This is a genomic window from Lentzea pudingi, from assembly GCF_014646255.1.
In the GTDB taxonomy this organism is placed as follows: domain Bacteria; phylum Actinomycetota; class Actinomycetes; order Mycobacteriales; family Pseudonocardiaceae; genus Lentzea; species Lentzea pudingi.
The window spans coordinates 377060-393016 of sequence record NZ_BMNC01000002.1; the positions used below are offsets into that span (position 1 = coordinate 377060).

The following is a 15957-nucleotide window of genomic DNA, read 5'->3' on the forward strand; positions in this document are numbered from 1 at the left end:
TCCCAGCTAGCCCGGCGATCGAAGGGCCGTGCCACGACTCGACGACGACGTCGCCACCACTGGTACGTCGATGCGAGTGCTGAGCCTTCCGGTCCGGCCCCCGCGCTTCCTTGCCTTGCGGAACGAAGGAATCGTGATTTCGGTTCCCGCGCTATCCACAGGCTACGCGAGTTCCCGAAACCGCAGGTCAGAAAGCCGTCGCCCTGTGGACAACTCGCGATCTTGAAGCTAGCTCGTCGCGTCGATGGTCGCGCTGGCCAGGACGATGTCGCCCGCCGCGTCCTCGCGGTAGATCGCCACGGCCTGGCCGGGGGCCACGCCCTTCAACGGCTCGCGCAACTGCACCCGCAGCACGCCGTCGACCAGTTCGGCGACGGCGGGCGCGGTGCCCCCGTGCGCGCGCACCTGGGCAACGCACTCCACGGGTCCGTTGAGCTCGACGTGTGCGACCGGCGCCGACGCGGAAATTTCTGTCACGGCGAGCTTTTCGACCGCGCCGACCCGCACGTTGCCCGACACCGGCTCCAGCGCCAGCACGTACCGCGGGCGGCCGTCGGCGGCGGGGCCGTCGATGCCGAGGCCCTTGCGCTGGCCCACGGTGAACTCGTGGACGCCCGCGTGCCGGCCGAGCACCGCGCCGGTCGCGTCGTCGATCAGCAGGCCCGGCTTGGTCTCCATGCGGCCCGCGAGGAACTTCTGCGTGTCGCCGTCCGGGATGAAGCAGATGTCGTGGCTGTCCGGCTTCTTCGCGACCGACAGCCCGCGCGACGCCGCCTCGACGCGTACGTCGTCCTTCGTCGTGTCCCCCAACGGGAACATGGCGTGTGAGAGCTGCTCGGCCGTCAGCGACGCCAGCACGTACGACTGGTCCTTGCCCAGGTCGGCGGAGCGGCGCAGCTCGGGACGGCCGTCGATGAGCTCCAGCCGCGCGTAGTGGCCGGTGCAGACGGCGTCGAAGCCCAGTGCGATCGCCTTGTCCAGCAACGCCTCGAACTTGATCCGCTCGTTGCAGCGCAGGCACGGGTTCGGCGTGCGGCCCGCCGCGTACTCCGCGACGAAGTCCTCGACGACCTCTTCGGTGAAGCGCTCGGCGAAGTCCCAGACGTAGAACGGGATGCCCATCAGGTCGGCCGCGCGACGGGCGTCGTGCGCGTCCTCGATCGTGCAGCAGCCGCGTGCGCCCGTGCGCAGGGTGCCGGGCTTCGCCGACAACGCCAGGTGCACGCCCGTCACGTCGTGCCCCGCTTCGACGGCTCGTGCCGCCGCCACCGCGGAATCGACACCGCCGCTCATCGCCGCGAGGACCTTCACTGCTTGACCACCTTCCGGGAACGCCTCATGCCTGCCAGGCCCGCCGTGCGAGCCCTCTCCACCACCGGTCCGATGACCGACACCAGCTTCTCGACGTCCGCGTGCGTCGACGTGTGCCCGAGGGAGAACCTCAGCGATCCGCGCGCCAACGCCGGTTCGACACCCATCGCCAGCAGGACGTGCGATGGTTGCGCGACACCGGCCGTGCACGCGGAGCCCGTCGAGCACTCGACACCGCGTGCGTCGAGCAGCATCAGCAGGCTGTCGCCCTCGCAGCCGGGGAACGTCAGGTGCGCGTTGCCGGGGAGGCGGTCGACCGGGTCGCCGTTCACGATCACGTCCGGCACCACCGCGCGCACTGACGCGATCAGCTCGTCCCGCAACGCCGCGATCTCCACGGCCCGGGAAGCCTGTTCCTCCACCGAGATCCGCACCGCGCGGGCCAGGCCGACGATCGACGGCACGTCCAGCGTGCCGGACCGCACGTCGCGTTCCTGACCGCCGCCGTGCATCAACGGCGTGCACTTCACGTCACGCGCGAGCAGCAGCACACCGACGCCATACGGACCGCCGACCTTGTGGCCGGTCAGGGTCAGCGCGGAGGCACCGGACGCGGCGAAGCCGACCGGGACCGCGCCGACGGCCTGCACCGCGTCGGTGTGGAACGGCACGCCGCGTGCGGCGCACACGGCAGCGATCTCGTGCACGGGGTTGATGGTGCCGACCTCGTTGTTCGCCCACATCGTGGTGACGAGAGCAACGTCGTCGTCCAGCGCCTCGGCGACCGACTCCGGTGACACGCGCCCGTGGTGGTCGGTGGGCAGCCAGGTGACCTCGGCGCCCTGCTGCTCCAGCCACTCGACGGCGTCCAGCACGGCGTGGTGCTCGACGGCCGAGGCCAGCACGCGGCGCCTGCCGCTCGCCCAGTAGATGCCCTTGACCGCCAGGTTGTCGCTCTCGGTGCCGCCGCCGGTGAACAGCACCTCGGACGGCCGGGCGCCCAGGGCGTCGGCGATGTTCTCGCGGGCCTCCTCGACCGCCCGCCGCGCCCGCCTGCCGGAGGTGTGCAGCGACGAGGCGTTGCCCGTGGTGGACAACGCCTCGGTCATGGCCGCGACCGCCTGGGGGTGCATGGGGGTCGTGGCCGCGTGGTCGAGATAAGCCATCAGGACTCAAGGGTAGCCCGCATGCGGGGCCCCGTCAGAATCGCTCCCACCACCGCCAACGCCGCCATCGACAGGTTGAGCACCACCACGCCCGCGGTCGGCGCCGTCGCCACGACGAGCACACCGCCGAGTCCGATCATGGTCGCGGAGAAGAGCATGTCCGAGATCTGCAGCGCGGCGGAGTTGAAACCCCGGTCGGCCTCGGGTGATGCGGCCATCATCAGCACGCCGACGCTGGACGTCGCCATGCCCATGCCCGCGCCCGCCACGGCCCAGAGCACCGGCGTGAGGAAGGCCGGGCCCCACGTGGGTGCGATGAGCGTCACGGCCGCGACACCGGTCGCGACGAACAGGAAGCCGGTGCGGACGAGGGTGTGGCGCTCGATCTCGGGGTGCCGCGACGCCCACATCGACGCGCCGGCCCAGCCGAGCGCGCTCAGCGTGAGCGGGATGCCCGCCTCGAGCGGCGAGTAGCCGTGCACGACGCTCAACGTCAGCGGGATGAAGCCCTCGACGGCGAAGAACGTGCCCGCGAGCAGGCCACGCGCCAGGATCGTGACGGGAAGGCCGCGACGGGCGATGAGCGTTCCCTTGGGCAGCAGGATCCGCAGAGCGGGCGCCAGCAGCAGCACCGCCACCACGATCAGCCACCACGTGCGGTGCTGCAGGCCCCAGCTCAGGCCCACCACGCCCAGACCCACGGCCACGGCGGAGAGCGGCAGGTACTTCCTCACGGGCGGGGTCTCGGCGTGCGGGGGGAGCTTCTTGAGCACCGGCACGAGCAGCACGATGCCGAGCAGCACCAGCGGGATGATCCCGAGGAACACCCACCGCCAGCTCAGGTGCTCGGTCGCCCAGCCCGCGACCGCCGGCCCCACCAGCGACGGGATCACCCAGGCCGCGGACAGCGCGCCGAACACGGCGGGCCGGCTGTCCTCGGGGTAGGCGACCGCGATCAGCACGTACACGGCGACGATCAGGAAGCCCACGCCGAAGCCCTGCAGCACCCGGCCGGCGAGCAGCACCGCCATGTTCTCGGCGATGCCCGCGACCACGAGCCCGGCGAGGAACAGCACCACGCCGATCAGGATCGCGGGCTTGGGGCCCCTGCGGTCCGAGAGGCGTCCGGAGAAGACCGTGGCCATGACGCTCGCCGCGAGGTTCGCGAGGAACGGCCACGCGTACAGCGCCTCGCCCTTCAGCTCGCGGACCATGGTGGGCATCGCCGTGCCGACGCCCATCGCCTCGAAGGCGAAGAGCGTGACCAGCAGGAGGATGCCTGTGGTGGGCCAGCGGCGTTCAGGCGACCAGAGGCGTGATGGTGCGGGCTCGGTGAGTGTCACCTGTAGATGGTGCAATCTCCAGTTCGGTCGAGGTCAAGCGGTTTGATTGCTCTTCGGCAAGTTTCGCCAGTTCGCGTCGTGTCCCGGCGCGTCCGGGAGCGATCTCGTCCAGCACGTGGACCTCGACGACCAGATCGCGGGCCTTCAGCACCCGGCGGATCGAGTCGACCAGCGTGTCGCCGCCGATGAACGCGGGCTGAGTCGTCAGGTGGCCGCCGATCCGGTAGCGCAGCACGATCGGCCGCACCGGCACGCCGGCGTCGAGCGCTGCCTGGAACAGCGCCGGCTTGTAGTGCCCGGACGCGAGCCCGCACCACGTCGTGCCCTCGGCGTGGATGCCGACCGCGCTGCCGTTGCGCAACGTCGTGGCCAGCTCGTTCACGGTCTTCGGCAGTTCGCGGAGCTTCTCGCGGTCGAGGTAGACGGTGCCCGCCGCGGTGATGATCGGGCCGAGCACCGGCCAGCTCTTGATGTCCTTCTTGGCCACGAGCTTGATCGGCTGCACCGAGTCGATCGCGAGCTCGTCGAGCCACGACACGTGGTTGCTCGCGACGAGCACCCCGCGCTTCGGCACCTCCTGGAACCGCCTGGCCCCGTGGACCTCCAGCCGGACGCCGAACGCCCGCAGCACGGCGTGGAACCACAGCCGCACAACGCTTTCGCGCTGTTTGCTCGGCAGGAGCAGCGCCAGTGCGATCCACGCACCGCACAGGATCGCCGTGACGGCCGTGAAGGCCCGCCAGGCCTGCCTGAACCGGCCCGCCTGCCGTGGTGAGCTGCCGACACACCCGTCCCCGCACGGCGACGCGGGCATCCACGCGTGGCTCATGGTGTCTCCCCCAGGAAGAACTTCAGGTACCGCTGGTCCATGTGGTCCATGCCGAGCAGGATGAAGAGGTCGGCGACGCCGAAGTCCGCGTCGAGCGCGGGCCGTCCGCAGATCTTGGCGCCGAGCCGCAGATAGCCCTTGAGCAGAGGCGGCAGCACCGTCTTGTCCGGCCGCGCGATCGCGTCGACGTCCCACGGGTTGTGCGGCGTGACCCGGTACTGCTCGGGCGCGTAGTGCTTGGCGTGCACGGTGTCCCACACGCCGGCCGCGAGACCGCCCCCGTCGTGCAACGGGATCGACGCGCACCCGACGAGCCACTTGTGGCCGCTCAGCAGCATGTACCGCGCGATACCGGCCCACACGAGGCTGACGACGGCACCGTTGCGGTGGTCGGGGTGCACGCACGAACGCCCGGTCTCGACCGTCGAGCCGCGGATTTCGTCGAGATTGGTGAGGTCGAACTCGCCGTCGCTGTAAAGCCTTCCGGCCTCCCTGGCGCGTTCCGGCGGCAGCATCCGGTAGCCGCCGACGATCTCGCCCGTGCGGTCGTCGCGCACCACGAGGTGGTCGCAGTGCTGGTCGAACTCGTCGACGTCGTGGCCGGGAACGGTCGTGTGCAGCGTTGCGCCCATCTCACCGGCGAAGACGTCGTAGCGCAGTCTCTGGGCGGCCGTGACTTCTTCGCTGTCGCGGGCCACGAGGAGGGAATAGCGGGGTGCGTCCCCGTCCTGGTGGACAGGGGTGCTGACAAGCAGTTCCGGCTGCGTCATGCGGTCCAGGGTGAGGCTGGGTCGGCGAATCGCAGCAGGTCAGATCGATGACGCCTCAGTGGCAGGTGGGTTAACCGCCGGAGATGGGGAAGGCCCCTCCGGGGTCCGGAGGGGCCTTCCTGTGCTGCTTATTCCCAGCCGAATCGCTGAGGCAGAACACCCATTTGCCAGAGCCGATCAAGCCTGCGGAACATCCTCGTCAAGCTGAGGTCGAACTCTTTCCAGTCGTCAGGTTCAGCCTTCTGCCACCGGTCGTAAATGGTCAGCCCACGGGGGTAGGCGCCAGTTGACCCCGCAAAGCGCCCGCAAGAGGCGCACCACGTGTACTTCACCAGGGACGGATGCCCGGCCCGCACTGACTTCCGCACGTACGACCGCACCGAGGTTCGACCGCACCCCGGACATTCGCGCTCGCTCTGGTCATGCAGGAAGCCGGGCCCCTGCGTGATGACCGCCAGTTCGTCACTGGTGAAGTTCTGATGGCGCGTCACCTACCTCGACCTCCTCGACTTCCTGTTGAACTCGTTCAGCATCTTCTGCCCATACGCCTCGGGATCCCGCTCTCCGCCGCTGTTGCCGCGAATCTCGAAGAACCGGTGGTGGCTGATCTCGTGGAAGATCGTCGCAACCGCGGTGTCCATGTCCCGCAGCCCCATGTTCGAGATCTCGATGAGCGGACGCTTGCGCGGTCCCAGGTTAGGCCTGCCTCCACCATCGTGCGGACTGTTGCCGTATGCGCCGTTGCCACCGTCATCGATCGTAGGAACGTGGACGATGTCGTAGCCAGCAACGCTCATGCCCGCTCGTCCCAGCGCCATCTTCACCTTCTTGACGCTGACACCAGGCGTCTCGCCGCAGCCCGACGGCGCATCCTTGTCCTCGTTGTGGACGAGGAGTGGCGCAGCCTCCCGGGAACTCGCGACGAAGTACGTGTGCAGCCCGTCGACCGTGAAGTTGTGGACCTTCTGGACCCCACTCCACGACCGGGTCCCGGTGACCTCCGCAGACCGGTTGTCCGCAGTCAGGAACCGGTACGAGGGCTGGAGGTCGACGGCGTTGACCCACCGCTTCTCCGACTCCACCCAGAACGGGTGCTCGTCGGTCGCCGAGATCTTGCCCCCGGACGAGTCGGTCAGCTCGACCATCGTCCGCTCGGACACCTTCGACCGGACCTCGGTCACCTCCCGCGCACCGGTCACGCCGGTGATCGGGTCTCGGGCCAGCACGAAGTCACCGACGCGGACGTCCTCGATCTTCTTGCGCGAGCCGTCCGCCATCAACACCAACGTGCCGGGCACGAAGCTGTTGGTGACGCCCAGGCGGGCCGAAAGATCACAAGCGGCACCCGCCGCACCATCGGCCAGGTCATCGGCCGAAGAGCCGCCCGCGCGGCCAGGACGGGCGAAGTCGTCCACCTTCGCGCCGGCACCCTGCGCCACCTCGGACCCCATGCGAGCCGCCGCAGGAGCGTCCTTGATGACGTCGTCGGTGTTCTTCAGCACCATCGTGCGGAAGAAGTCCAGGACGGCGCCGCCGTCCACCACGTTGTCCAGCGCGTGGCTGACGATGTTCGCCGGCGAGAACGGCGAGGTCACCACCAGGTCCTTGGCCGAGAGCATCGGCTTGCGCAGGGCCGCGAACGTCGACGGCGGGATGCGCTTGGCCGCCTGTTCGGCCGCCATCTTCGCGAAGGCGTGGCCTGGCATCGAGCGGATGATGTCGCCCGCGGAACGGGCTACCGCGCGAGCAGCCCCCGCGCCGTATTTGGCTGCTCCCTTGACCACTCGGGTCACTGTTTGCTTGACGAGCTTGCCGCCGACCTTGACCCACTTGATCTCGGTGATGAGCTTGCCCGCCGAGCGCATCAGGTCGCCCGCCGACTTCGCGAGCCTGGAGGCGCCGCCACCCAGGTTGTCGGCCGCCCTGCCGATCTTGGTGGCCTTGACGGCCTTCACGCCCGCCTTGATGCCCTTGGCGGCGAGGTTCACGACCTTGCCTGCGGGGATGAAGTTCAGCGCGGCCATGGCGCACCCGCCCCAGCTGGGGTTGGTGAGGCAGCCCTTGATGTCGTTGTAGCCGGAGACTTCCTTGACCAGTTCGAGGCCGTCGGTCTTGGCCCAGTTCCAGGCAGCCTTGGCGCCGTTGCCGATGGCGTTGCCGACCTGCTTGGCCTTGTCGCCGAGCCAGCCCCAGAAGTGACCGTCCGGGTCGTCGTAGTTCATCGGCGAACCGCCGGCGTAGGTGTAGCGGTTCATCAGGATCGACGGCGACGACGGCAGGCTGATCGAGTCGCGGCTGGTGAACGAACCCGACGACGGGTTGTACCAGCGGGCGCCCATGTTGACCTCGCCGGACTCGGGGTCCGTCCAGTCGCCCTGGAAGCCCACCTTCAGGCCGGTGCCGGCGATGCGCTTGCCGAACGGGTCGTAGGCGACCGAGTCCTCGATGGCCGCGCCACCCGGCTTCAGCGTGCCGACCACGTCTCCGTGGCGGTCGCTGACCGTCAGCTTCTTCTGATCGCCGGTGCCGACGGCCAGCAGTGAGCCGTCGACGCTGCGGCTGAAGACCGACTCGCCGTCCGACACCGGGTCGATCCCGAAGCCGGAGTAGCGGAACGTGCCGCCGTTGCGGCCGATCATGCGGCCCATGCCGTCGTAGGTGAACGACGTGCCGCCGCGTTGCACGGCCTGGTCGAACGCGTCCCAGCCGTACGTTTCCGTCAGGCCGGACGAGGTGCGCGTCTCGAGAGTGCCGCGCGGCGAGTACGTGTAGGTGTAGTCGCCGTCGGACTCCAGGCGGTTGCGTGCGTCGAAGGTCGAGACCTTGTCGCCCGCGCGCACCCGGTTGCCGGACTTGTCCCACTCGTACGCGGTCTCCACGCCACCGGACGTCCACGAGGTCATGCGACCGGCGTGGTCGTAGCCGTAGGTGTTGGACGACGCGCCCGCGGTGCCCGTGGTGACCTTCGACGTCAGCTGGTCGTTCAGGTCGTAGCCGTAGCTGATGGACCCGATCGACGCGCCCGACGACGTCTCGATCTTGTCGGTCACCTGACGGCCCAGCGCGTCGTAGTCGTACTTCCGGACGGCGTCCGGTCCGTACGTCACGCGTTCGAGGTCGCCGGCCGCGTTGTAGCTGAAGGCCTGCAACGCGTTCGTCACGCCGTCCTGGACGGTGGACAGGCGCCCCTTCAGGTACGTGAACGTGTTGGTGCCCGCCGCGTCGGTCGCGGTGGTCATCCGGCCCGCGGCGTCGTAGCCGAACGACGAGTCACCGGACGGGCCGGTCGCGGTCAGCAGCTGGCCGCGGTCGTTGTAGGCGTAGACGTTCTTGGTGTTGCGGGCGTTGACGCCGACGAGCAGACCGCGCTCGTCGTAGTCGCGGGTGCGGGTCTGGGTCGCCTGGGGCGCACCCGAACCCGACTCCGTGCGGAGCCGGCCGAGCGCGTCATAGGTGCGCTCCCGCGTGACACCGCCCGGTGCCTGCACCTTGGTGGCGAGGCCGCGACGGTCGTACGAGGTGGTCCAGGTGCGGTCCGGCTCACCGGGGTGCGCCGCCGTCGAAGGCTCGACGACCTTCTCCGGCAGGCCCAGCGTGTTGTACGTCGCGATGGTCGCGTTGCCGCGGCCGTCCGTCGTGCGCGTGCGCTGGTCCGCGATGTTGTAACCGAACGTCGTGGTGATCGAGTCGGTCGCGGAGACCGGCTCCACCTGCTTCACCAGGCGGTCGGCCGCGTCGAACGTGAACTTCGTGGAACGGCCGAGCGCGTCGACCTCCTCGACCACGTTGCCGACGGCGTCGTGCTTGAGCTGCTCGCCGCGGATGAACGAGCCGTCCGGCGCCAGGTTCAGCGTGCCGGTGAGCCAGCCGACCTGGTTGTAGACGCGGTCGGTGATGCGCCCGACGCCGTCGACCGTGCGGACCTCGCGGCCCGCGCCGTCGTACCCGAACTCGGTCTTCGAGCCGTCCGGGTCGATCGTGCGGACGCGCTGGCCGAGCTTGTCGTAGACCTGCTCGGTGACGTCGCCGACCGGGTTGGTCGACTTGAGGAGCCTGCCCGCGTCGTCGTACTGGAACGTGGAGGTGAAGACCGCGGCGCGCGGCTTGCGCTCCAGCTGCGTCGCGGAGATCGGGCGCTTCAGGTCGTCGTACACCTGCTTGGTGATCGCACCCGACGGGTCCGTCGCGGTCAGCAGCTCACCGGTGCGGGTGTGGACGTACGACGTCTTGGGCCCGGCCTCGCCCGGCGCGGTGGGCGAAGGGAGGACCTTCTCCACGAGCTGGCCGAGCTGGTTGTAGCGGAACCGGGTGATCGCGCCACCGGCGTCGATGACCGCGCTGACCTTGCCGTCGGGCTCGTACTCCGTGCGCACCTCCGGCACGATCGCCTCGGTCGCGCCCGGCGGCGTGTAGCCCGGCGACTTCTTCGCCACCTCGCGGCCGATACGGTCGAACGTCGTCTGGGAGACGTCGCCCTTCGCGTCGCGGTGGTGCGTCAGCTGCCCGAAGGCGTTGTAACCGCTGGTGATCCGGGCACGGGCCGCGCGGGCCGCGCCGCCGTTCTCCTCGACCTGGACCTGCGGGCCGGCGAGCTCGACCAGCTGGCCGGTCTCGTCATAGGTGTAGGAGTTCGTGTACTCGGCCTGGCGGGCCGGGTCCGCGATGCCACGCGGGTCGATCTCGGTCTTGATCCGGTCGTGGGCGTCGTAGGTCCGGACGGTGGTGATCCGCTCGGATCCCTTGTGGACGATCTCCTTGGTCTGCCGGCCGGAGGCGTCGTACTCGAAGTCGACGACCTCGGTGACCGAGGGGCCGACGTACGAGTAGTTCGAGGCGTTGCCGGTCTTCTCGACCCTGGTGACGTTGCCCGCCGCGTCGTAGGTCAGCGTGCTGGTGCGGGCCAGACCGCCGGGGTCCTGCACGGTCTTGCGGGTGCGGCCGGCGGCGTCGACCTCGTACTCGGTGACGGTGCCGCCCGCGACGGCCTGCCTGATCAGGTGGCCGGCCTGGTCGTAGGTGTTGTCCTGCACCGTGATGTCGCGGCGGTTGCCCTCGGCGTCACGGCCTGCGCCCACCGCGACGATCGCGCGCAGAGAGTTGTCCCGGTAGTACGCGTACCTGGTGGTGCGGCCCATCGCGTCGACATCGGCGTAGAGCCTGCCGGCGAGGTCATAGAGGTAGCTGTGGACGAGCAACGAGTCCTTGCCCGGCCTGGTGTTCGTGGCCGGGTCGGTCTCGTCGTTCTGGTCCTCGTTCGGCCTCGTCGGGTCGATCGGGTCACCGGTGTAGCCACGCAGCCAGACCTCGGCGATCTTGTTGCGCGCGGTGTAGGTGAAGTCGGTGCGGACACCACCCGGCGTCACGGTCCACATCTTGTTGCCGAAGTGGTCGTAGCCGTGGCTGGTCTTGCGGCCCTCGGCGTCGACCTCCTCCGACAGGCGGCCGCGGTCGTCATAGCCGAACGTCGCCACGCGCGGCGCGTCACCACCGGTCAGGTCGACGGCTTCGAGCCTCGTGCGGTTGCCGTCGGCGTCGTAGGTGGTCCGCGTCTCCTTGGTGTGCGTGACGCCGGTGACCCGGTTGGTGATCGCGGGGTCGGTCGTCGCGACGACCCGGGACAGGTCGTCGTAGGTGTACTTCGTCGTGACCGCGACGCCACCGGGCGGGGTCTCGGTCTCCTCGGTCTTGCGGCCCAGCCCGTCGTACTTGTACGAGGTGACGAGGCCGGTCGGGGACTTCGCCCAGGCGAGGTCACCGTTGCGGAAGTAGCCGTAGTTCGTCTGGCCGGTGCCCGTCTGGTCGGTGCTCATCACGAGACCGGCCGGGACGTTGCCGTTGTCGGCCGCCAGGTCCGAGGTCTGCGTCGAGTACCGGTGGCTGACGACCTGGCCGCCCGCGGCGGTGCTCGTCAGCAGGTTGCCCGCGGGGTCGTACTCGGACCTGTCCAGGTACCGGTCGTCGGCCGGGCCGGACGAGCGCGCGTCCCGTTCGCCGATCACCTTGTCGTTGCGGGGATCGGTGAAGTCGCCCGGGTTGAGGAAGTGCTCGACGTAGCTCGTGTGGCAGTCCGTGCCGTGACGACGGCAGTTCGTCGTCTGCTTCACGTTGCCGCGCTCGTCGTTCACCATCTTGACCTGGTTGCCCAGCTCGTCGGTGATGGTGCTCTGGAACCCGGACACGTCGTAGTCGTAGGTCCGCACGCCACGGGTCTTGCCGCTCGAGTCGACGATCTGCGGCGGCGTGGTGCCTCCCTTGCCGACGCAGAAGACGGGTGCGCCGTCCTCCACCCCGGACGCGGGCTGGCAGTTCGGGTTCGACGTCGGCGTGGCGGCCTGCGGCAGCCGGTCCTCGGGCCGGGTGCTCATGCCGATCGGCGAGACGTAGCGGAGGATCCGGCTGCGCTTGGCGTCGTAGTCGTAGCTGTGCAGGCGCTCGCCGGGGTCGGTGACGTTGATCGTGCGGATGAGGTTGTCCGCGGAGCCGGTCATGACCGGCGGGTCGATCTTCCACCTGCCACCGTCGGCGTCGGCGACCTCGCGCACCCGGTCGTTGCCGTGGTCGTAGGCGATCGTGCTCGCCGTCCGTCCACTCGGGAGCGTGATCCTGGTGAGGTGCGGCGCCTGCGCCTTCTCAGCGATGTGGGCCTTCACCGCGGGCAGGCCGAGCGAGTGCTCGTAGACCGCGAGCTCGTCGATCTCACCGGTGAAGTGGCGGCGCTTGCCGGCGCCGTAGCCCGGCCAGGCACCCTCGACGGGCGCGTAGGCCGCGCCGAGCTGGGAGAAGCTCAGGTTGGCGTGGTCGATGTCGCCGTCGAGGTCGCCGCCCTGCTGCACGCCGTCGACGTACAGCTGCTGCTTGGAGACCGCGCCGGTCAGCACCACGTGGTGCCAGTTGCCGTCGTTGACCGCGCCGCCGGAGGTGAGCGGGGCGACCCGGCCGTTCCAGAACTGGCCGCGCAGCTTGCCGTCCTCGCCGACGTACAGCATCGGCACGCCGTTGGCGGAATCCTCGCCGATCGGCTTGTTCTGGTAGCCGAGCAACGGGCCGTTGCCGGTGGTGCGGAACCAGAACTCCACCGCGACGTCACGGCTCAGGCGCACGGCGTCGCGCGGGAGCTCCACGACGGACGACGTGCCGTTGAAACCGGCGGCCGGGTTCTGGTTGCCGTCGAGCGGGCTGACCTTGCCGAGCTGGACGTCCTTGAACTTCGCCGCGTCCTGGCCGAGGTTCGTGAGGACCTCGCTGCGCGCGCTGTCTCCGGTGCCCTCGCCGAGCCGCCAGTAGTGCTTGGGCCGCGAGTCGAGCACGACGCTGCGGTAGTGCGAGCCCTGCTCGTAGTTGTAGGTGGTGCACTCGTTCTTCGGGTTGCAGACCGAGGTGAGCTTGTGCGGGTCCGTGGCGTCGTAAGTGTATTTCCACTCCAGGACCTTGGTTTCGGTCTCCTGGATGAACGCGCGCTTGACGTGCTTGTTCGTGCCCCATTCCAGGCGCATCTGGCGGGCGCGGCCGGACGGGTCGGCGAGGGTGCTGGTGATGCGGGTGGGGCCGACGTCGGGCAGACCGTAGGTGAGCTTCACGCCGCGGCGCTGCGCGTCGTGGATCTCGATCAGCCGGCCGTCGAGCTTGCGGAACTTGTACTGGTTGGCGGCCTTGTCGATCAGCACGTACGTCTCGGTGCCGTCGATCGTCTCCAGGAAGAACGTGGAGAACCGGCCGGGCGGCGGCGCGTAGGTGCGGTCGAGCGTGCCGTCGGTGTTGCGGTTCGCGCCGAACCGCACGGTCTGGCCGTCCGGGTAGGTGACGACGACGTTGCCGGAACCGTCGTTGTCCTCGGTGACGCGCATGTCGAGCCGCGACACCCAGCCGGACCCGAACGCGAGGTCGCGGCGCGGGTCGAGGCTGTTGTAGGTGCGGGCCAGCGTGAGGTCCGGGCCGACGGTCGCGAGGGAGGCGTCGATCGCGGCCGAGGTGTAGTTGCCGTTGACCGGGTTGAAGTCGCGGTCACCGCCGCTGTAGGGCGCGGCGCCGATCTGCGAGGTGACCTCGGGCTGCGGCACGTTCGTCAGCAACGCGCTCCACCCCAGCGCCTCGCTCTCGGAGTTGCCGTCGAACGCGAAAGCACGCCACACGTACGTCTTGCTCCAGCGCAGCTTGCCCTTGGAGATAGTCCACATGGGACGGTCGACACGACCGGACTCGAAGCACGAGCCCCCGATCGGCTTGTTCTCCTTGTCCGCCTCGCAGACCTCGAAGCGGTACTTCAGCGTGGAGCCGCCGGGCGCGTCGACGTCGGTGGCGTTGACCCAGAGCTGCTGGTCGAGCGAAGGCGCGGAGTGGCCGTTCGGCGGGTACTGGCCGGTGACGATCGGCGGCACGTCGAACACCTGCAGGCCGAGGCGCGCCGGCGCCACCTGCTCGTCGGTGAAGACCTTGACGCCCTTGTGCACCATGGTGAACTCGAGGCTGTACTGACCGGGCTCGACCCGGCCGATCTTCGCGTCGAGCGTCACGGACTGGCCGCGCGCCACGTCGTGCGGCAGCTGCGCGGACTCGGTCTCGGCCTGGTAGCCGCCGCGGGCGTCGAAGCGCCGGTAGGCGAGGAAGTACTCGCCGGGCTTCCAGGTGTTCTTGCCCAGGTTGGTGACCTTGACCTTGATCACGCCGTCCTGGTTGCGGGTGACCGGAGGGGTCGGGACGCCGTTCTCGATGTGGTAGGTCGCGTTGTACGGCGAGTGCGTGACGTAGAGGGTCGGCGGGACCGCGCTGTTGTGGCCCGCGATCTTCTTCCAGCCGAACGGGTCGGTCTCCGACGCGCGCAGGCTCAGGCCGAAGTTGGCCTGGCTGTGGTTGACCCACCGCTGCACGAGGTCGCGGCCGCCGTCACCGAGGTTGATCGCGTGCCCGGTGGCGGGGCAGGCCGACGAGTTGGCGCCGCGCGGGATGTAGCCCTGCGCGAACGAGTCCGACTTCACGGCGTTGCCGTCGACCGCGGGACCGGGGTAGCTGTACTGGTTGCGCGGGTCCCAGTCCTGCGTGACCGCGTGCACCTGCATCGGGAACGGCCGGCACGACCAGGAGTAGTAGTTGAGCAGGAACAGCTGCGCGCCGAAGATCCGGTGGTCGCGCAGGTCGTTCTCGATGCCGGGGAACTTCAGGTACGTGGTGGCGTTGATGCCGCCGGACGCGTGCCCGACCTTGAGCTCCAGGCCGTCGGACGTGCGGCCGCTCGAGCCCCCGGTCCGCTGCACGTACATGCTGGTGGCGGCCTTGCGCTCCAGCACGCTCGGGTCGACCGTGACGGGGAACTTCCTCGCCGGGTCCTTCAGCCACGCCTGGTCGAGGTCGACCTTCAGGGTGGCGCCGTCGACGATCTCGTAGCGCACGCCGTAGGAGGTGGCGGGCTCACCGGAGTTCTCGTCGACCAGGCTGTCGGTCATGAAGCCCGCGGGGATGACCGCCCGTTCGGTGCCCTTCGCGTCGGTCAGCACGACCGCGTTGTCGACGACCTTCGCGCTGAGTCCCTTGAGCTGCAACGGGAAGTACCACGTCATCGGCGCGTTGGCGCTGTGCAGGACGAGGTCTTCCTTGAAGCCGCCGGGGGTGGCGTTGACGCGCAGGTCGGACTCGGGGCGCGCGCCGGGGTAGGTGACCGTGCTGCCGGAGGCCTGGCCGGCGACGGGCGCCGCGTCCCGCAGGCGGTAGCTCAGCGAGTGGTCGCGGTCGAGCTCGAGGGTGATGAGCTGCGCCGCGTCCGCACGGCCGGCCAGCTTCGTGGTCACGGAGTCGGCGGTGTTGCGCCAGCCGGACCCGTCCTGCCGGAGGTTCGTGTCGACGCGCTGCCACCTGCCGTCGGCGTCGCGGTAGTTCACGCGGTTCTGCGAGTACGCGGTGGTCTCGGTGCCGTCGGCGTTGCGGTACGTGGTCTTGTGCTCGTCGCGCCGGTCGGACAGCTCCTGGCTCGTCTTCTGGTCGAAGCCCTTGAGCTGCGGTGATGGGGAGTCCAGCACCTTGGTCTCGCTGGTGCGCTGGTACTGCGGGCCCATCGTCACGATCGGCGGGTACTTCGCCTGCTCGGACCGGGCCTCCGCCGTGTTGGCCACGTCGTCGTCCACGACGTGGTCGCGGTGCTTCAGGCGGGCCGCGGCCTTGCCGGCGGTCGTCCAGTCCTGGTCAGGAGTGCCCGCCAGCGCCTCTTCGAACTGACGTTGCTCGTTGCGCTGGGCGAACCAGCCCTCCAGCACCGCGCTCGACGACGGGCCGACGATGCCGCCGACCAGAGTCAAGATCAGAATCAGGACGGCGAATCTTTTGTTGCGCGCGAAATGAGGGCGCGCGAAAGCGCCCGAAAACCTGGACACGTGGACCTTCCCCCAGCGGACGGACCGAACCGACACAGACGTACTGCCGTGTAATCGGACAGTAAAGCCGGGGAACCTCTCAGCGCAAGCTCAGGTTTCGAACGGACCAGCGTTACACATTGACCGGTGTGCCTGCTCACACCATCTCGATTCGTGCCTCTTGACACGGGTGGTCATACT

6 protein-coding genes are annotated in these 15957 nt (G+C 69.3%); all 6 read right to left on the reverse strand.

Annotated elements, in window-relative coordinates; genetic code table 11:
- Positions 1–228 precede the first annotated feature (228 nt).
- Complete coding sequence (mnmA, locus tag IEY88_RS07700) at positions 229–1311, reverse strand: tRNA 2-thiouridine(34) synthase MnmA (protein WP_189153913.1); 1083 nt, start codon at positions 1309–1311, stop codon at positions 229–231.
- A complete protein-coding gene (locus IEY88_RS07705; RefSeq protein WP_189153914.1) occupies positions 1308–2477 on the reverse strand; it encodes a cysteine desulfurase family protein in 1170 nt (389 codons plus the stop codon). Before IEY88_RS07705 ends, mnmA begins: the two co-directional genes overlap by 4 nt.
- On the reverse strand, positions 2477–3820 hold the full coding sequence (locus IEY88_RS07710; protein WP_229693170.1) for an MFS transporter: 1344 nt from the start codon (positions 3818–3820) through the stop codon (positions 2477–2479). Before IEY88_RS07710 ends, IEY88_RS07705 begins: the two co-directional genes overlap by 1 nt.
- Positions 3777–4649, reverse strand: coding sequence for a lysophospholipid acyltransferase family protein (locus IEY88_RS07715; protein ID WP_189153915.1), 873 nt, complete (start codon positions 4647–4649; stop codon positions 3777–3779). Before IEY88_RS07715 ends, IEY88_RS07710 begins: the two co-directional genes overlap by 44 nt.
- Positions 4646–5419 (reverse strand): GNAT family N-acetyltransferase, encoded by a 774-nt coding sequence (locus IEY88_RS07720; RefSeq protein WP_189153916.1) that lies wholly within the window; start codon positions 5417–5419, stop codon positions 4646–4648. The genes IEY88_RS07715 and IEY88_RS07720 overlap by 4 nt, the downstream gene beginning before the upstream one ends.
- Positions 5420–5910: 491 nt before the next feature.
- Positions 5911–15702 carry a LamG-like jellyroll fold domain-containing protein gene (locus tag IEY88_RS07725; protein WP_189153917.1) on the reverse strand — a complete coding sequence of 3264 codons (9792 nt, stop codon included), beginning with the start codon at positions 15700–15702 and terminating at the stop codon, positions 5911–5913.
- Positions 15703–15957: the final 255 nt, after the last annotated feature.